15 protein-coding genes and 1 pseudogene are annotated in these 19,845 nt (G+C 36.1%); 2 read left to right on the top strand and 14 right to left on the bottom strand.

Going from position 1 to position 19,845, the window contains the following annotated elements:
* Positions 1-44: 44 nt before the first annotated feature.
* From ACZ446_RS11540 to arsM, 7 genes and pseudogenes are all read right to left on the bottom strand, one after another.
* On the bottom strand, positions 45-1,145 hold the full coding sequence (locus ACZ446_RS11540) for an ABC transporter ATP-binding protein (protein WP_464392702.1): 1,101 nt from the start codon (positions 1,143-1,145) through the stop codon (positions 45-47).
* A 2-nt stretch (positions 1,146-1,147) separates the two neighbouring features.
* Entirely contained in the window at positions 1,148-2,944 is a 1,797-nt protein-coding gene (locus ACZ446_RS11545) for an ABC transporter permease (protein ID WP_464392703.1), read from the bottom strand.
* A 99-nt stretch (positions 2,945-3,043) separates the two neighbouring features.
* On the bottom strand, positions 3,044-4,159 hold the full coding sequence (locus ACZ446_RS11550) for an ABC transporter substrate-binding protein (RefSeq protein WP_464392704.1): 1,116 nt from the start codon (positions 4,157-4,159) through the stop codon (positions 3,044-3,046).
* Between the two features lie 306 nt (positions 4,160-4,465).
* Positions 4,466-5,881: pseudogene (ltrA, locus tag ACZ446_RS11555) on the bottom strand (group II intron reverse transcriptase/maturase).
* 469 nt (positions 5,882-6,350) lie between these two features.
* Entirely contained in the window at positions 6,351-6,545 is a 195-nt protein-coding gene (locus ACZ446_RS11560) for a YwbE family protein (RefSeq protein WP_464392705.1), read from the bottom strand.
* Between the two features lie 63 nt (positions 6,546-6,608).
* Entirely contained in the window at positions 6,609-6,929 is a 321-nt protein-coding gene (locus ACZ446_RS11565; protein ID WP_464392706.1) for an ArsR/SmtB family transcription factor, read from the bottom strand.
* Positions 6,930-7,031: 102 nt separating this feature from the next.
* A complete protein-coding gene (gene arsM / locus ACZ446_RS11570; RefSeq protein WP_464392707.1) occupies positions 7,032-7,829 on the bottom strand; it encodes an arsenite methyltransferase in 798 nt (265 codons plus the stop codon).
* Positions 7,830-7,971: 142 nt separating this feature from the next.
* Here arsM and ACZ446_RS11575 point away from each other — a divergent pair, with 142 nt between their 5' ends.
* Positions 7,972-8,226, top strand: a complete 255-nt coding sequence (locus tag ACZ446_RS11575) for a CPF_0552 family protein (RefSeq protein ID WP_464392708.1) — start codon at positions 7,972-7,974, stop codon at positions 8,224-8,226.
* 75 nt (positions 8,227-8,301) lie between these two features.
* On the opposite strand, the gene ACZ446_RS11580 is transcribed toward ACZ446_RS11575, so the two are convergent.
* From ACZ446_RS11580 to ACZ446_RS11595, 4 genes are all read right to left on the bottom strand, one after another.
* Positions 8,302-11,031, bottom strand: a complete 2,730-nt coding sequence (locus tag ACZ446_RS11580; RefSeq protein ID WP_464392709.1) for a cation-translocating P-type ATPase — start codon at positions 11,029-11,031, stop codon at positions 8,302-8,304.
* On the bottom strand, positions 11,000-12,271 hold the full coding sequence (locus ACZ446_RS11585; RefSeq protein ID WP_464392710.1) for a dicarboxylate/amino acid:cation symporter: 1,272 nt from the start codon (positions 12,269-12,271) through the stop codon (positions 11,000-11,002). The genes ACZ446_RS11580 and ACZ446_RS11585 overlap by 32 nt, the downstream gene beginning before the upstream one ends.
* A 65-nt stretch (positions 12,272-12,336) precedes the next feature.
* Positions 12,337-14,526 (bottom strand): HD domain-containing phosphohydrolase, encoded by a 2,190-nt coding sequence (locus tag ACZ446_RS11590; RefSeq protein WP_464392711.1) that lies wholly within the window; start codon positions 14,524-14,526, stop codon positions 12,337-12,339.
* A 33-nt stretch (positions 14,527-14,559) separates the two neighbouring features.
* Positions 14,560-15,900, bottom strand: coding sequence for a diguanylate cyclase (locus ACZ446_RS11595; protein WP_464392712.1), 1,341 nt, complete (start codon positions 15,898-15,900; stop codon positions 14,560-14,562).
* 200 nt (positions 15,901-16,100) lie between these two features.
* On the opposite strand from ACZ446_RS11595, the gene ACZ446_RS11600 reads away from it, so the two are divergent.
* Complete coding sequence (locus ACZ446_RS11600) at positions 16,101-16,865, top strand: HD domain-containing protein (RefSeq protein ID WP_464392713.1); 765 nt, start codon at positions 16,101-16,103, stop codon at positions 16,863-16,865.
* An 88-nt stretch (positions 16,866-16,953) separates the two neighbouring features.
* Here the strand turns inward: ACZ446_RS11600 and ACZ446_RS11605 are convergent, their stop codons facing one another.
* Genes ACZ446_RS11605 through ACZ446_RS11615 form a run of 3 tightly spaced genes read right to left on the bottom strand, consistent with a single transcriptional unit; the run spans position 16,954 to position 19,627 of the window.
* The gene (locus ACZ446_RS11605; protein ID WP_464394402.1) at positions 16,954-18,276 is read right to left on the bottom strand and encodes an amidohydrolase; all 1,323 of its coding nucleotides are present in this window, start codon (positions 18,274-18,276) and stop codon (positions 16,954-16,956) included.
* 26 nt (positions 18,277-18,302) lie between these two features.
* Entirely contained in the window at positions 18,303-18,767 is a 465-nt protein-coding gene (locus ACZ446_RS11610) for a hypothetical protein (RefSeq protein WP_464392714.1), read from the bottom strand.
* The gene (locus ACZ446_RS11615; RefSeq protein WP_464392715.1) at positions 18,767-19,627 is read right to left on the bottom strand and encodes a DUF3100 domain-containing protein; all 861 of its coding nucleotides are present in this window, start codon (positions 19,625-19,627) and stop codon (positions 18,767-18,769) included. The genes ACZ446_RS11610 and ACZ446_RS11615 overlap by 1 nt, the downstream gene beginning before the upstream one ends.
* Positions 19,628-19,845 lie beyond the last annotated feature (218 nt).

Raw genomic sequence — 19,845 nt, forward strand, 5'->3', positions numbered from 1 at the left:
TTTTGCAGCTATCTTTCAAATAACTTGAATATACTTTAATTAATCTAGTTTACTAAAATCCCCTGTTCATTAAACAGCTTTATCGATTTTGATTCAATACTGATTGCTACCTGATCATCCTGGTCTAGATTCATACCGGAATGTTCGGAAACAGTAATTATTTTGTCTTTCCAGACTACTTTAAAATACCATTCAGAGCCAGCTGGTAAAACCGAATAAATTTCTCCAGTATATTTGGGGTTGGTAACTTCAGCAATTGGTCTGATATCAATATCCTCCGGCCGAATACCAATATTAATTTCTGCCCCTTCATTTAGCTCTGCAAATTTTTTATCAACCAGCTCCAGTTCTAGGTTTTCAGATACCTTTGCTTTTTTAGCATCTGCCTCAGTTTTAAGTTCTGCTTCAAATAAATTAATCGGCGGGTTACCAATAAACTTCGCAGTGAATAAATTAGCAGGTTGATCGTAGACAGCCATCGGGCCAGCATACTGCTGCAGCAGGCCGGAATTCATTACCGCTATATTGCTCGACATTGTCAGAGCCTCCAGCTGGTCATGGGTTACATAAATTATTGTAGAATCTAGTTCATTGTGCAACCGCTTTAATTCAGCCCGCATATCCATTCTTAACTGAGCATCTAAGTTAGATAAAGGTTCATCAAGCAGCAGAATATCATAATCCATTACTAAAACTCTGGCAATAGCTACCCGCTGCTGCTGGCCTCCAGAAAGTTCATTTGGATATCTTTCTAAAAGGTCTGCAATTGCAAGGATCTCGGCAACCTTTTTTGTTTTTTCTTTAATATCCGGCATATTATTTATCTGCAAACCAAAAGCAATATTATCAAAAACTGTTAAATGGGGCCAGAGGGCATAACTCTGGAATACCATCCCCAGTTTTCTTTTGCCAGGCGGAATATAAATATTTTTTTCTTTTGAATAAACACACTCACCTTTGATCCAGATTTCTCCGGCAGTTGGCCTTTCTAAACCGGCTATCATCCTCAGTGTAGTTGATTTACCACAGCCTGAAGGTCCTAAAAGAGTTGTAAATTCCTTAGCATCAATTGATAAATCAAGATCTTTAACTGCAGTTACATCTCCGAATTTTTTTGTTATATTTTTTAGTTCTATTTCTGCCATTATTAGCCTCCTAGTCCTTTAGATAAGTCGGTTCCCATCAGGAAGCGGCTTAAACTAACCAGCATTATTATAATTAAAATTAATAAAGTAGTTACTCCATTGGCAATCGGATACCAGCCGCGCTCGGTATACATTACAGTAATCGAAGTAATTACCTGATTTCCCGGTGATACAAGCAAAACAACAAGACTCAGTTCTCTCATAGCTGAAATAAAGGGGAGCAGCATACCTGAGAAAAATGAATGTTTCTGTAAGGGAAAAATAATTCTTTTCATCCTGGTAAACCAGTTAGCACCAAACAAAATCGCTGATTCCTCAAGTTCTGGCCCAATCTGCCTCATAGCCCCAATTCCGGCTCTGGTTGAATAGGGTAAATATTTAACCACACAGGCTACAACCAAAAGCCAAAAGCTTCCATAAAGGCTGGGAATCGGTCCTCTCCGTACAGCAAACAAAGCTAAAATAATTGAACCAAAAGCAATACTGGGAATCATATATGGTAGAAAAGAAAGCTGGTCTAGAAAATTAGCAAATTTACTTCCTCTTAATCTAACAACAGTATGTCCAACCAGAATACCGATAATTCCAGTTATAATTGCTGTTACAAATCCCAACTGCAGTGTGTTTAGCATCGCACTCTGGAATCTTGAATTGAGTAAAATCCCTTTTTCCCCTGTTGCCAGCCCAAATTCTCGAGTTGCTTCCCCAATCCAGTTGTGCAGCGAAAGATTTGAAAGTTCATAATGGCCAGGAATCAGCATAAATGAGTCAATAGCTAAAATACTGATCGGAATTACTGAACTAGCAATTACAAAAATTAAAGCCAGCACAGCTATCAGCTTCCTGTATTTACCCAGATCGATTTTATTGCTGTCTCCACCCTTTCCAGAAACTGTGACAAAACTTTTACGAGCTCCAATCACTTTTTGGTCCATATATAAAATTAAAATCCCCATCACAATCATGACAAAGGCAACTATATAAGCTGAACCAACTCTCTGACCAACTAAGCTGGATTCCAGTCTGGTTGAAAGCACATAAAAGTTAACCGGTCCGCCCAAAAAATGTGGAGCCCCAAAGGTTCCTAATCCTCTGGTGAAGGTTAAAAGAATTGTGGAAAAAATAACTGGTGTTAAAAGCGGGATAATAATTTTCTTGATAATTGTTGCCCTGCTTGCTCCCAAAAGTTCAGCTGACTCTTCCAGCCTGGTATCAATCCTGTTTAGAGCCCCACCTAAGAGCATAAAACCAAAGGGAAAATAATGCAGTGAAAGACAGATTATTATTGGTAAAATACCAAAAGAAAACCAGTTAGGTAATATGTAACCTGTTAGACTCTGAAAAATACCTGGTGTTCCTCCAACTCTGGGATTTTTAAATACTGTCATCCAGGCTAAAGCAAGTGTCCAGGATGGCATAATATAGGGAATAAGGGCTGCATTTGATATTAACTTTTTAAAAGGCATATTAGTTCTAACAACTAAAAATGCTAAAACACCCCCAATGATCAGGGCCAGCAGAGAAATAGCTGAAGCAATGATTAAAGAATTGAGAAATGGTTTATAAAAAGCAGTTGCTGCCATCTCACTAAAAAAGTTATAAATCCAGTGAAAAAAGGTAAAAGAACCTATTTCTTTTCCAACCCGAAAACGCTCCATTGGATGAACCAAAAATGTTTCATATAACATAATGTATAAGGGATATAAAACAGTATAAATCAAAAATCCGATAATAATCACACTAAAAAAGTTTGTCATATTTAAATTTAATTTAATTTTCCAGAGAAGATCTTTGAGCATCGATTTTAACTTCAAGTTAGCTTCACCTCACAGCAGAATGATTTAGAAAAAGCCCCACTCATTAAAAATGGGGCTATTTGATTAATAATTTAATTAATTTTACTGAATACTTCTCTGCCAGACATCAGTAATAATTGCCCGCTGCTGGGCAGCAAAGTCTGGATCATAGGTCCATAATCTTTCTTCCCAGTAGCCCCATGGTTTATCTAAAGGATGGAATTCTACATTTTTATTCATTGAGTAGACACCAATGTCATCAGCCCAGGGAGAAAATCCTTCTGGACCAACCAGGAAGTTAGCTAAAACCTTAGCTGCATTTGGATGCCGTGCTTCACTGGCAAGCTGGACATAAAGTCCGTAATAATAGCCAAGATTAGGTTCAATGTTGCGCATATAATCTAAAGCTAGATTCTTATTCTCTATATCTCTATGTTTTGAATAAACATAGGTAAAACCTATAGGAGGGTCTTCCTGACCTCTAGTACCTACTGCTTCAGAAATTCTAGTATCACTGTCCATTACCACAGGGTCATTTTCTGCCAGCCTCTTGATAAATTCTAAACCTGCATTATCTTCGGTCATTTCTAAAGGTTCACCATAAAACTCTTCATAACTAGCAGCCATTTCATCAGAGCGCCTTACTATTTCAGAAAAATAGTTTAAATGTTCACCGGTAATTTGCGGGTCACGAATCATAAAACGTCCTGCCCATTCTGGATCGGTAAACTGCCAAATGTTTCCAATTGGTTCTTCATAATAGACCTGGGTATTGTACCCATAAATTCTATTAATATAACCTAAAACTAAAGGCTCATGGTATTTTTCTGGAATATTTGCTTTGGCTTCTGGTGGAATATAATTAACCAGATGACCAGGGCGAATTAAAAGTTCACGCATTGTTGTCAAATCTTCAATAATTACAATATCAATATTTTGCTGGCCTGTCTGAGATTCAGCTCTAACTCTTTCGATTAATTCAACTTCACTTAAACGATGCGCATCTACTTCAATTCCATATTCAGCTTCAAAAAGTTCTGCTGCATCATAAACACGACTTGTAGTTGAATAAATTGTAACTTCCCCTTCTTCTTTAGCAGCAGCCACTATTTCTTCCCAATCTTCCTGTGCCTGAACCGAAAAAGCAATAGTCAAAAGCAAAAAAGCTAAGACAATTAGAGAAACTGAAGCTTTAATAAATTGATTTTTAAGTTTCAAAATAACCCCTCCTGTTTTTTGATAGATCTTAAGCTCAAAAGCTGTGTTTTTTAAATACCACCTCCGCAAATTTAATTAAGTCTCCTGCGCCATTTGTTATAATATTAAAAATATTTTAACATTATACTAGCTAATTCGACATCAGCCCTTAAATTCCTTTATATCAATTATGTTTTTCTTTATTTATATTTCCCTTTGAAAATTTAATCAGACTTATATATCTAAAATCGAGTAGGAGGGAAATAATTAGTTTATTCCCCGTCCTCTCACACCACCACAGCGTAACGTTCGGTACTGGGCGGTTCATTAAGAATTAATTACTTGTGCATATCTTTCCGTAAAACTAAAATATCCCACTTTCTTTAGGAATTGGTTGGTAAAGGTTCTTGCAAGTATAGGGCTATTGGATATTCTCCAGTAGCCTTTTCTTGTGTTAGCATATTCCCACGCTTTAGGCTCTTTAATACCTAATTTTCTGAGCATCCTAAAACGGGTTTTAATTTTCTTCCACCGTTTCCAGTAACACATTCTTATTCGTCGTCTTGCCCACTGGTCAAGCTCTCTCATCTTGCTTTTCATATCAGCTATTTTGTAATAGCTGACCCAGCCTGTGATTGTCTGTTTTAATTTCTTAAAACGATATTTCATCGTCCAAGGCTTGCTTCTTGATGTGAGTTCTTTTATCTTTGCTTTAATTTTCTTGATTGATTTCGGGTGGACTCTAACCCTTACTTCACCTTTCCTACTGTAGAATGAAAACCCCAAGAATTTTCTTCTCCAGGGTCTGTCAACTGCACTTTTCACTGCATTAACTTTAAGTTTTAATTTCTTTTCAATAAATACAGTTAAGCTGTTCATAACTCTTTTAGCCGCTTTTCTACTTTTAACATAGATCTGACTATCGTCAGCATAGCGACAGAATTTATGATTGCGTTTTTCCAGTTCTTTATCCAGTTCATCCAGCATAATGTTACTAAGCAGCGGACTTAAAGGACCGCCCTGCGGGCATCCTTCGTCTGTTTTCTTAATTAAACCATCAATCATTACTCCTGAGTTAAGATAAGCTCTTATTAATTTCAGCACCCTTTTATCCTGCACTTTTCTGGCTACTAAAGACATCAGTTTATCATGTTGAACAGTATCAAAATACTTTTCAAGGTCGATATCGACCACCCATGTGTAACCATCATTGATATATTCTTTAGCTTTATTTACTGCCTGATGTGCATTCCTTCCAGGTCTGAATCCATAGCTGTATTCTGAAAATCTTGGGTCAAATATTGGTGTCAGTTGTTGTGTGATTGCCTGCTGTATCATTCTATCTGTTACTGTTGGAATACCAAGTAGTCTTACTCAACCACCAGGCTTAGGTATTTCTACTCTTCTTACTGCCTGTGGTTTGTAGTTACCTTCCAGTACATCTTTCAGAAGCTGACTGCCATCTTTTTCAAGGTGAGGTAAAAGTTCATCTACACTCATCCCATCAATACCATGGCTACCTTTGTTCTTTACGACTCTTTTATGTGCCTTATTTAGATTAGGAGCCGCTAGAATTTCTTCCATCAGATTACTGGAGTCTGCATTTTCATCGTTTCCTAAATTCGGCAACGCCGCAGAAACACTCTGCACTCTCTCATTACTTCCAGCTTCCAGCCTTCTCTCCTGAGAGCAGCCTTCATATGAAGTTGTCTGCTTTCTATGTGTTTCCGTCGAGTTATTCAAATCTAAGAAACCTCCCAATGTTTCATCCTTCAATTGGTGTATATATCCACCAATCTACTATGACTTCTGCTGCATTCTGACGGTTCAGCTCTTACATTACTGCAGAGTTTATTGCTTAGAAATTCATCGCCACAATTTACTGTCAGACCTTCCCTGGTTAAGAATATTTACTTTCACTTCATCTATCTGCTGTATTTACACTTCCTGTCTTGAATAGTTTTGGGCTTTGTTTTGTTTGGCAAACTCACCCACAGAATTGTGCCTTTTTATACAGTTCGTATTCCTCAGACCGAAGCTTTGCCTCCAACTTCCTTCAGATTCCACCTCACGATGGACACCCTTGTCTTCAGCTAGTGGTTGGCACTATTAACCCCCACATCAGACTTTCACTGATTAGCAAATATTCATGCCAGGCAAACCAAAAAAATAACCAGACTCTAAAAAAGAGTCTGGTCACTGACAATTAATCTTATCCTATTATTTCTTTAACTCTGCCAACTTTTCCACTTTCCAGCATGACTTTAATTCCATGTGGATGAGTCACAGAATTAGTTAAAATTCTTTTAACTATTCCTTCTGTGAGTTCACCACTTTTTTGATCTTTCTTCTGAACTACCTTAACCTTTAAACCTTTTTTGATCTCAGATCTTTTATTACCTGCCATTATTTCACCCTTACTTTATAATATTTTTTAAGATTAACTATTTAATTTATATATTCACATTTCTTAAAGCTTAAATAACCCTTCAAGTTCACTTTTATATTTAGCAAAAACATCTTCTTTTATACAATAACAAACTCTCGGGCCATCAATTCTACCTTCAATCCATCCTGTTTCTTTTAATATTTTCAGATGCTGAGAAACAGTCGACTGTGCAATCGGAAGCTGGTCAACTATACTGCTGACCATACATTTATTTTCCTCAGACAATCCAGCCAAAATTTTTATAATTTTAAGACGATGAGGATGGCTCAAACCCCTGGCGAAATCAGCCAGTTTAGTTAATTTTTGTTCGCTGCTTTTTTTCTTTCGTCCTTCATTTATCATTATATTCACTCCCAATTTTTCAAACAACACACTTAATTGTATACTAAATTAGAAAATTAGTAAACCGACTCCTAGATAATTCAAATCAAAGTGGTTTTTAGATTATTTTTGGGCGCTAATATAGGCTGAATAAATATACTTATTAATATTTATTCCAGAAATCCAATCTTCTACTATTTCATCACTGTGTTCTTTTCTTTCAATATTAATATTTTTAAACTCTAAAGACTCTAAAATTGAATAAAGTTCTTGTCTGGTAATACTTCCGGTAACACAACTGCTGTAATTGTCTAAGTTAGCTTTAACTGCTGCTGGAAACTCTTCTTCCTTTATTATATCAGAAATTGCGAGTCGCCCACCATTTTTTAATACTCTTTTTGCCTCTGAGAAGACTTTTTGCTTAGCCGGTGAGAGGTTAATTACACAATTAGAAATTATCACATCAACACTATTATCTGCGAGTGGAAGCTCTTCGATTTCACCCAAAATAAATTCTACGTTGTCAACTTTATTCTTGCAGGCATTTTCTTTTGCCTTCTCTATCATAGCTTCTGTCATATCAACACCTATAACTTTTCCGTCTTCACCAACTTTTCTGGCAGCTAAAAAGACATCAAAGCCGGCTCCACAGCCTAAATCCAATACAGTTTCTCCTACCTTCAAATTGGCGATAGCTCCTGGATTTCCACAGCCAAGACCATAATTTGCATCTGCAAAAGCCGATCCCAATTCTTCACTGCTGTAGTCCATTTTTGCTGCCAGTTCTTTTGCCTTCACTTTTTCATTTTCTGAATCACCACAACAGGAAGAACCACAGCCACAGCTATTTTCTTCTTTAGTTACTACTTTAGTATAATTTTTCTTAACCTTATCTTTTATTTCTAGTTCCTTATCTGTCATAATTAATCCCTCCTGCTGTTATTATAGCAAAATTATCGTTAATCGTAAATAGACGATTAATATCTGCGAATATTTTTTAGAAGGATATTTTTTGTCTATAGAGAAATAAGATAATAACTAGAATAAATTGAGGAGTGATATTGTGAAACATTCTACAATTATGGCTGTGTTAATTGACAAAAGAACTGATGCTGCACCTGAAGTCCAAAAAGTATTAACTGATTACGGCTGTTTAATTTCTACCCGTTTGGGAATGCACGAAAGCAGCAGCTGTGAAGAAGAAGGAATGATTATCCTGGATCTGGTTGGTTCTCAGGAAGAAGTTGCAGAATTAGAAGCTGCTCTAACTGAGATTGGTGGAGTTAAGGTTAAAAGTATGGAATTGAATTTCAACTAATTGCTAAGAGGCCCCTCAAAATTGAGGGGCACTTTTATTTAATAATAACCATATCAATATATTTAACTAACCAGCTCATGCATCAGAGCTTTGCCAGTTATGGATTTGAATAATCAGCATTGGCACAACCACTGCAGCCGCTGCTGGAAGCCAGAGTGAAGCGTCAATTGAAACCGTGGAAAGTATATTCTGCAGTGGTGCAAAATAGACTGCCGCCAGCTGCAGAACAAAACCAACTGCAACTGCAAGCCAGAGATATTTGTTATTCCAGACAGTCTTATCAAAGGCTATTCCAGAACTGCGGCGGGCATTAAAAATATGAAACAGTTGGATAAAGGCCAGAACCGCGAAACTTAGGGTTCGGCTGACTTCAAGATCATAACCGCTATTTAAAGCCCAGATATAGAGCAGCATAGGGCCAGCTGCGAGAATCAGACTGTGTAAAGCAACCTTCTTTTTAAAAGACCTGTCCATTATGTTTCGCTCAGTTTTTGCTTCCCGTTCCATAATATTATCTTCTTTACCTTCCCAGGCCAGCGATAAAGCTGGAAAAACATCAATCACTACATTAATCCAGAGAATCTGCATCGCCACTAAAGGCAGAGGTAAATTGAAAATTATACCAAGAAAAATATAAATTATTTTACTTAAATTGTTGGAGAAAAGATAATAAATAAACTTTTGAATGTTGTCAAAAATGACTCTTCCCTCTCTTACAGCAGTAACTATTGTGGCAAAATCATCATCTAAAAGAACCATATCTGAAGCCTCTCTGGCAACTGAAGTACCTCTTTTGCCCATTGAAACACCAATATCAGCTTTCTTCAGAGCCGGAGCATCATTTACTCCATCTCCCGTCATTGCTGTAATTTCATTTTCTTCATTTAAGACATTAATGATTTGGAGTTTATTTTCAGGAGTTACCCGTGAAAAAACAGAGTTGTTTTTGATCAGATCTTTCAACTCAGAATTGGAGGCTCTTGAAATCTGCTGACCGCTGACCACATTATCACTATCAGCTATTCCTACCATTTTAGCAATAGCTGCCGCAGTATCCATCTGATCTCCAGTAATCATTTTAGTTTTAATTCCAGCTTTTTTGGTATCTGCAATTGCTTTTTTAACTGATTCTCGCGGTGGATCAATAATAGCTGTCAAAGCCAGAAAAGTTAGTGATTCTTTAATTTCATCCTCTAATTTATCTTCGGAATCAAAACTTTCTCCTTCCTTATAGGCAACTCCAAGAATACGGAGTCCTTCTTCTCCCATTTTTTTATTCTGATTTTGAATATCTTCTATTTTAGACTGAGTTAATTCCTCTTTTTGACCATTTATTAAGATAGAATCACACTTCTCAAGCACCACTTCAGGGGAGCCCTTTAAATAGAGGTGATTTTCCCCCTCAGGTATTGCATAACTGACAGCCATGTACATCTTATCTGAATTGAAGGGAATCTCAGCTAATTTCTGATACCCCTCTTCTTTTAAACTTTTCTTAGAAAACCCAGCTTTTCTGCCGGCTGTTAAAAGAGCTCCTTCTGTTGCTTCACCAAGAACTGTGTAAGTTTCATTTTCCTCTTTTAGTTCAGCTGATGTACAGAGCAGAGCGGCTTTAAGGGTCAGCTTTAAATCAGCTGCCTCATTTAACTCAACTTTACTACCAGCAAGAAAAAATTCCCCCTCGGGCTGATAACCGGTCCCACTAATCTCTATTTCCTGGTCATTAAGGTATATTTTTTTCAAGGTCATCTGGTTTTCAGTAATGGTACCTGTTTTATCAGTACAGATTGTAGTAACTGAACCCAGTGTTTCAACTGCTAAGAGCTCTCTGACCAGAGCCTGATGTTTAACCATCTTCTGCATTCCAATAGCAAGAGTAATCGTAGCAATAATCGGCAGCCCTTCAGGTACAGCCGCGATTGCAAGTGCAATTCCTGTTTTTACAGTTTCATAGGCTGGTCTGCCCATTACTATTCCAAGTCCGGTTAAAATTGCTATCACAACCAGAGTTATTTTGACTAGAGATTTACCTAAACGATCCAGTCTCTTTTCAAGCGGTGTTTTACCCTCTTTCGTTTGATCGAGCATAGCTCCGATTTTACCAATTTCAGTTGCAGCAGCAGTAGCAGTAACAACTGCTTTAGCCTTACCTCGCGCTGCTGTTGTTCCCATATAAACCATATTTTTTCTTTCTGCCAGAGTCTTTTCCTCATTAAATTCTGCTTCAGCATCTTTGCTGACACTCTCAGATTCTCCTGTTAAAGAAGCTTCATTAACAGTTAAATTATTGCTTTCAAAAAGCCTGGCATCAGCAGGAATCTGATCACCTTCTTCGATAAAGATGATATCACCTGGAACCAGCTCCTCAGCTATTATTTCTTCTTTTTGACCGGAGCGAAGGACTACTGCTTTTTTGCTCAAAACATTTTTTAAAGAGGCAACCGCTTTTTGAGCCTGGTATTCTGTGACAAAACCAATAATAGTATTAAAAACAATAACAGCCAAAATAGCAAAGCCTTCTAAATTATCGCCAATTAAGAAGGCCAATCCGCCTGCAATTATTAAAATGATAATTATTAGATCCTGGAGCTGGTTTAATAGAATCTGCCAGAAAGAAACTCCCTTAGCTTCTTTAAGCTTATTTGGACCATATTTTTCTTTCTTAGCAGCTGCAGCATTTTGACTAAGGCCCTGCTGTAAATTCGTTTCAAGATCTTTGACTACCTTGTCTATTTTCTCTCTGTAATATTTTTGAGTCAAGCTGCATCCCCCTCTACTTTTTCCAGCTTCCTCTGCTGAAATCAATAGCATCATTCCACTTTGCGACTAAAGCTGTAACAGCAAGGTCACCGGTAACATTATTGACGGTCCTAAATCTATCCAAGATCGGATCAATACCTGCAACAAAGCCAACAACAGAAAGCGGTAATCCCAATTGGGTTAAAACAAGAGTTAACATAATTAAACCACTACCTGGAACACCTGCAGTTCCAATACTTGCTAAAACTGCTGTAACAACAATTGTTGCCTGCTGGGCAATAGTCAGACTCTGCCCAATTAAATTCGCTGCAAAAACAGCTGCTACCCCCTGGTACATTGCCGTTCCATCCATATTAATTGTGGCACCTAAGGGCAGAGTGAAGCTGTAAATTTCTTCGTCAATACAGAGATTATCTTCTGCATTAGCCATCGAAACTGGAAGAGTACCACTGCTTGACCTGATACTAAGTGCAGTAATCATTGCATCTTTGACACCGGCTAAAAAACTTGTCGGCTTCTGTTTTAATAAAAGCTTAACGATAACTAAAAGGTGGGTAAGAGCAATATGAACAATTACTGCTATAAATAGACTTAAAATTAATTTAGCAAAAGGCATTAAAGCATTAATTCCTGTTTTGGCAAAAACCGAGGCCATCAGAGCAAAAACACCAATAACTCCATACTCCATAACTCCCCAAACTACTTTAAACATTGCTTCTGCACCCGCTTCAACAATATTGAAAATGCTTTCTACTCCATCTTTAACACTGCCCTCGGCTTTTTCCTGCAAAACTGCCAGGGCCAGTCCAAAGACGATAGCAATAAATATTGTCTGCAGCACATTGCCTTCAGCAAAGGCTGAAAACGGATTAGCAGGTACTATATTCATGAAAACTTCTGCTAATGATGGTGCCTCTTTAGTCATTATCTCTGCTTCTAAAGGCAGAGTAAGTCCAATTCCTGGTGCAATAATATTGGCTGTAATTAGACCAATAACAATTGCCACTGCTGTAGTAATTAGATACAGAGCAACTGTTTGACCACCGACTCTACCAAGTTTAGAAGGAGTTAAACTCCTCATACCCGCAACCAAAGTTAAAAAAACAATTGGAATTACAATCATCTTCAATAATTTTATAAAAAGTGTTCCCAGCGGTTCTATAACAAGTACTGATTCTCCTAAAAACAACCCCAAAAGTGATCCTAAAATAAAGGCAATTCCTATTCTCAAAACAAGTGGTTTTGATTTATAGAGCTGCCAAAAAGTCTGCTTTTTTTCCTGCATTTATTACCATTCCCCTCTAATAACTATAATAATAAATTGTTTTAAATTTATCTTAAAAGAGATAATTATCTCTTTATTTTACTTTCCATTTTTTCATGAATAATTGAATAAAGCAAATCCCGATCTCCAAAATTGATTGGCTGTGAGTAAACTTCTACATCTTTATTGATCCCCTGACAGGTTTGATGGACAAAGTTAAAAAACTTCTTCTTTTGTTTTCTGGCTGAATCCATCTCTGCTTTAACTTCGGCTGCAGAAAGTTGATTAATTTCTGAAATATTCATTTTAGTCAATTCATTCCTGCTCCAGCCGTAAAAATCAGCTGCTGCCGGATTGGCATCAATAATTTCTCCACTTTCAGGATCAATAATCAACATTACTATGGTATCATTTTCAAAAAAAGATTCGTAACGGCCTTTATAATTCTTATATTTATTTCTAACAGTTTCCAATTCAGTAATATCCCTATAAATTAAATAATACTCTACTCCTCGTTCTCCCAAATCCAGTGGGAAAGCCTGGATCTCAACATCAATCCTTTTACCATCTTTACGCTTTCTGTAGGTTCTTAAATTAACCTCATTATTATGGCTTACTTTTTTAATGTTAGCTTCTAGCTCATCCATTTTTTCAGCCGGCACCAAAACATTACCAATCTTTTTGCCTAAAACTTCACTTTTATGATAACCAAAAAAGTCAAGAAAATATTGGTTAACCTTTTTTATTCTAAAATCTTCATCTAAAATTACCATTCCTTCTTTAGCCATTCTAAATAAAGCTTCAAAATGATTTCTATTATCAAATTTCAATTTTCCATCTTCTACGGCTTCAAATTCAGCTAAAACTTCCTGCTTGATATCCAGCTCTTTCTTTTCAATCACTCGTAAAAATGCTGCAGCAGCTCTGGGTGAAAATTGACTGTCTTTGTTTTCCCTAATTTCTCTCAGTGCTTCTGTTTGAGAAAGAGAATTTCTATAAGAACGATTTGAGGTCATTGCATCCCAGGCATCAGCAACTGCAATAATCTGTGAGACCAAAGGAATATCTTCGGCTGCCAGGCCCTCAGGATAACCGGAACCATCCCAGCGCTCATGATGATAAAGTACATACTTTGCAATATGCTTTAAAGTTTCGGAACCTGAAAGTGCCTCACTGCTCCAGACTGGATGTTTTTTTATGACCTCATATTCAAATTCTTCCAATCTAGAAGTTTTATTTAAAATTTGAACTGGCACCAGCAATTTGCCAATGTCATGGACCATCCCAGCCCAGTAAGTATCCAGAGCTGTTTCTTCAGACAAGCCCATCTCTTTTGCAATCAGCATTGACAAATTAGCAACATTTTCCGAATGACCTTTAGTATAGACATCATAAATCTCTAAGATTTTAATAATAGAGGAAATTAGTTCTTTGGTAAATTTACCCTGCAGCCTGTCATAGCGCTTATAAGCAAAAAAGGAAGAGGCTAGAGTTGAAAATGATTCTAAAATATTTGTTGTACTCTTGCTGAAACTTTCCTTACTTCCTGCTGCTATATCTAAAGAAATTCTGCCAACAACTCTGTCTTTAATTTTGATATCAATATAGATTGATTCTTTAATTTTCTTTAGCGCAGATTCTAAAATCTTCCTTTTTTCGTCAGCTAAATTTTCAATCTTAACTGAATAATCCTTTGAGAAATTAACACCTTCACTGTCTAAATCAGCCAGATTTCCCTCATTAATTTTTGTCTTATTTAAAGCCTCGATATCATGGCCAACCGCATTTATAATTCTACAGCTTCCATCTTCAATAATATAGATTTTCCCATAATCAGCTTCTGGAACTATTTCAATAATATTATCCAGTAGATCTGCGAGAAAGTCTTCTTCATCGAGATTTGATTTTTCATTTAAACTGGAAACAGAATTAATCATTTTAACAAATCTTCTATTAAGCTCATCTAAAGATTTAAATGAATAATCAAGCTCCTGATTTACAGCTTCAATTTCCTTATTATACTGCAGCAGCTTTTTATTTTTAGCCTCAAGTTTCTGCTTCTGGCGCCGCAAGTTATTAAGATATTTCTTGAATAATAAATAAAATATAACTGCAGTAATTAAAACATAGAAAACCCCTTTATAGGTCTGCAGCTGGCTCAGCTGAAAACCATCATTAACAAGAGCTGCCAGCAGCATATCTGAAAAATAAATCCAGGCCAAACCTAAAATTAAATAGATTAAAACCACTTTAAATTCCTCTTTTAATTTAAACATTTCAGCCCCCCATATCCTGTCTGTATCGTATTACTAACTATTATTTCTACAGACTCTGTTTCTACCATTTTCTTTTGCCTTATATAAAGCCTGATCTGCTCGACTGATTAAATCCTCCTCTTCATCCTTAAAAATCTTAAATTCTGCAACTCCAAAACTGCAGCTTAAATCATTATTCTGCCCACAGTTATAATCATCAATCGCTATATTTAATCTTTGAGCAAGTTTTTCTGCTTCTCCTAAAGTTGTTTCCGGACAGATCAGCATAAATTCGTCTCCACCATAACGGGCTAAAATATCATGTTTTCTAATTTTTTGCTTAATTATTGCCACTATTTTTTTCAAAATTCGATCACCAACCTGATGGCCGTAATTATCATTGAATTCTTTAAAATAATCAATATCAATCATAATTAAGGCTAAATCACTATAATACCTCTGAGCCCTGTCCATTTCTCTTTTTAATTCTTTATTGAACTTAGCTCTATTATAAATCCCAAGCATCTTATCAGTTTCTGACAAGATTGTTTTTTCTTTGAGCTCTTCCTTAAGATTATTAACTACATTTTCAGAAGCATCATGTAAAATTTTTATTACCAAAAATGAAATAATGATTATGGTTGCAAAAATAATCAGCATGATCTTATATGAAATCCTGCTGATAGTATCGTAAATTAGAGAAGCTGAAGTTTCCGCTTTCAAAAAATAACCTGTATTATTCAGCTCCCTCAGTTCAATAACTTGACCAGAATGAATACCACTTTCCAGTTCTGTTTTTCCGCTCAAAATATTATAATTAATTTCTTCTGAATTTAACGCTTTTAACTCTAAAATAATTTCGGTTAAATCATAAATTATATAATCTCTACCGATGATCTTAGCTTCTTGATTTATCACTGGAGCCTGAGCAATAATATAGTTTTGGTCATCAGTAATAATCAAATTATTATTTTCATCCTCCTGCAGATTGATCTCATCCAAAAACCAGCTATGTTTTCTGCCATAACTGGCCAACAGCCTGTTGTCAACAAACCTATATGCAGCCAGTAGGTGTTTATAAACTGCTGCTCCCTGCTCGTATTTAGGCTGAGTATACTGCTGCAGCTCAGCAAAACTAATCTCGCCTGCATTATATCTTTCTATTTCAGCAGCAATCATGGTCCTGCTTGCCAGGCCTTCTGCATCTTCAACCGCTCTGTTTATATGATTTTCTAAGATAATTTCTGAATTAGATATCACTGCCTTAAAACCACTGTGCAGTGAGTCTTCTAATTCTGCTTTTAAAGGAATGTAGACCCCAAAGTAAGAAGCGAGGATGATCAAAATAATGATAATTCCAAAAATATTTTTTAATTTATTAAATAGCCTGTTCATATACCCTTTACTCCAATCTATATTTTATTGATTAATATTTAGCTGCTTTTTAATTTAAGGTGTCTTATTATTAATATTATTCACTATTTTTAATGAATATCCTTTATTTTAATGATTTTACTTGTTTAAATTAACTATAATTTACAAATTTTAAAATTTCAAATATAATATAAGATAGAGAACAAAGGAGGCTTTAAATAATGAAAAGTAAATATTTTAAACTGCTGAAGTTTTTTGATTCCTACACAGCAGAATTTCAGCTTAAAAAAAATGAAGATCAAAAAAATATAAATTTAAAAATAGATCACAGCTATCGAGTTGTTAAAAATATGGAAGAAATAGTTTCCAGAATGAACTTAACTGAAGCTGAAGAATATCTGGCTAAAATAATAGCTCTATTACATGATATCGGTCGTTTTGAGCAGTACAAAAAATATAAAACTTTTTCTGACTATAAATCTGAAGACCACGGCCTGCTTGGAGTCGAACTACTTAAAGAACAGAAATTACTTCAAGATTTAGCCCCATCCGAACAGCAGATTATCTACCAGGCAATTAAAGAACACAATCAGGCAAGTTTAAATGAAAACAATTTCAATAATGAAAAGGAATTGTTTTTTGCAAAATTGATTAGAGATGCTGATAAACTTGATATCTTCAATATTTTTGTGGAAAGATTTAAAAAGGGCAGTCAGAAAGATTATATTAATAAGTTAGCTGAATCTTCTAAAATAAGTGATCAGATCTACAAAAAAGTATTAAATAAAGAAGCCATAAATTATGATAAGCTTCAGACCATTAATGATTTAAAAGCCATGCAGCTCGGCTGGCTTTATGATATAAATTTTAAAGAAAGCATGGATATAATCAAAAAAAGAGGCTATCCTGAAATTATCTATAATTCTATGGATCAAAGCAGAAGATCTGAAGCAATCTATAAGCAGATAAAAAATGATCTGCTCTAAGGAACACGCACCGTGAACCTGTCAGCTTATGTCGAATTAAAAGTTAAGAAAAAGCAGTTAGCAAAAGTCACAGCTAACTGCTTTATAATTAATTCTTATATGTTGTTTCTCCAGTGAATTCTTCCATCAACTCAAGATATTCTTCTTTACTTAATGGGGGCTCAAAGTCCTCGATAATCTTCTTAGCTTCAGCAGCATCATTATATAAAAGGTCAACTACTGTCATTGCCAGAGCTTTAACCGGTAGGATATATGCATCTTCCTTAATTTCAGTTTTGAAATCTCTGGTGTGAAGGTCTCCTTTCACTCCACCAAAGAAGGGATGCAGAGCCGGCATCAAATGTGAGACATCGCCGAAATCAAAGGAACCGGTAAAGTCACCACCAACTGTAATTTCTTCTTTCTCAACTAACTCTAAAAGATTTGACTCCAATATAGAGTCCAGACTCTGATTATTTAAAAGCGGCAGATAACCGGGAATATCCGTGATTTTTACATCTGCTCCTACAGCCAGAGCTGCACCTTTCAGTGAGCGGTCAACTTTTTCGTTAGCCTTTTTAATAGCTTCAATATTTCGGGCCCTTACATAACTTTCCATCCTGACATCAGCTGGAACAATATTAACTATGTCTCCACCCTTGGTGATTATTGGGTGAACTCTAACCCGATCTGCTTCAGCAAATGTTTCCCGCTGAGCATTAATATTGTTGATAGCTAAAACCGCAGCGTTTAAAGCATTAACTCCCTTTTCCGGAGCTGAACCTGCATGGGATTCCTTTCCAATAAATCTGATATTCTTGCCAACAAATCCATTACCCTTTGGTGCAACTAGAGCTTTTTTAGCTCCTAAATTAAGTGAATGCATCATTATCGAAATATCAACATCATCAAAACTGCCTCTTTTTATCAGCTCCTGTTTACCGCCAAAATAATCTATCTTACCAGCATCTCTTAATTGAGATCTGTACTCCAGTTCGATAAACTCTTCTGCCGGTGTAGTTATAAAATTGAGGCAGCCTGCTAATTCAAACTCCACTCCTGCTTTTTTAAAAGCAGCTGCAACACCATACATCACACCAAGCTGAATGTTATGTCCGCAGGCATGAACAGCCTTAGTTTCTTGATCAGCATCTGGATGCTCAGAACAGGTAACAGCATCCAACTCACCCAAAACTGCTATCTTTGGACCAGGATTTTGCATTTCAAGCAGAGCATCAATTCCTGTTAAACCATCATGTTTTTTGAAATCAATTTCTAAATCTGAAAAAGCTGCTGCTAATATTTCAGTAGTCTTTTCTTCTTTATACCCAAGCTCAGGATTTTTATAAATCTCATCCACAAGCTCAATGATTTTAGCACTATTTTCTTCAATAGATTCAATTATTTTTGCTTTAATCTCATCTTTTTGCAAATCCAACACTTCCTCCTCCAGCTAGATTAAATAATTCCCTGCATTTTAAGCACAATGTGGGCAACAATTGCAGAACCAAAATAGGTACCGATAAATACTGCAATAGCCACTATAAATACTTTCCAGCTTAATTTTTTTAATTTCTCAATCTTATTTCCCACAGAAATTCCAGCAAAGGCCAGAATAGGAGTAGTTGTTCCTAAAAAGTTAACTTCATTTGTATATTTTAAAAATAACTCTGCTGTCGGCATAAAGGGCATACTCAAAATCAGCGCAGTTAATGAAGCCCAGGCAAATGCCGGAAACTTTAGATCAGGAAAACTATCTTTAATAGTCAGGGCCAAAAATGAAATTAAAATAACTATTATCATTCCTGGTAAAGCAGGCATAATAGCAATTCCATAGCCAAGTCGCTGTCCGATTAAAATTAAAATCCCAACAATAATCAGCATTTTTAGATATTCTAAACTTCTATCAAAATTAAGACTCATTATTCATCACCTCTGTCATTTTTGGATAAAATCGGACTCAGTTTATCATAGAGAAAGTTTACTAAGGGCAGGCCTAAAAAGATAACAGAATACAATCCGGTAACTCCTGTCAGCATATTACTTGTAGCAGCATAGGCTAAGATTTCATCTTTCATTGCCGGAACTGCTTCAGCCAGAGCACCAGAGGCAGCTGCCATCATTGATCCACTTCCCATTCCACTGGCCATAGCAAGTGCCAAAGGATGAAGACCTGTAGCTGACGCATAACCACCTAGAAGACCAAAAAATATTGTACCAAAAACTGTCCCCATCAGATATGTACCTAAAACACCGGTACCCTCAGGTGATGAAATTCCATATCTTTCTCCAATAACACCCAGAGTAGGCTCACGAGAAATACTGGCAGTTGCACCAACAGCTTCTCTCTTCATACCTAAAAGTAGAGCTAACGGTAAAGCTATGAAAACTGTTCCTAAATTTCCCAGTTCTTGCAGTAAAAAAGCCGGTCCTGCCTTTACTACTTCTACAATGTTAGGTCCAACTAATGTTCCATACTTAACTCCTAAAGGCAGCAGAGCAATCATTACATAAGTACCAGCCTTCTCAACTTCTTGCATTGATATAACTTTCTTCAGTGCCTTAGTTTTGCTACCTAAAAGATCAGGTGTAATTAACATCCCAATAATTACAGCAAACAGCATCGGCAGCAGTACAACCTGGCCGGGACCAATCTTAAACGTTTTGGTACCAAAAATTTCAGTTGCTGCAACAATCAGCAGTACTGTCACAAATAATTTTAAAAAAGAATTAAAATCATTTCCACTGTCTAGCTTCCCTTGATTTTTTTTGTTTTTTGCCATTTTTTTAACACTCCTCAATTCTTCAACTTCTTTGATTTTTAATACTTAAAATAATTGCACAAAAAGTAAAACTGTTTAGTTTAATTTTATTGCTAAAATTAAACTCAGAACCTACAATTTATTTAACACCTCCTTAACTTAATTTTTTGAAAATAATTTAGTCTATATTGATTGTATTTTAGAACTTATTAAGCTGAGTGTCAAGCGGTTATCATTTA

The sequence above is a fragment of the Halanaerobium sehlinense genome (assembly GCF_055379485.1).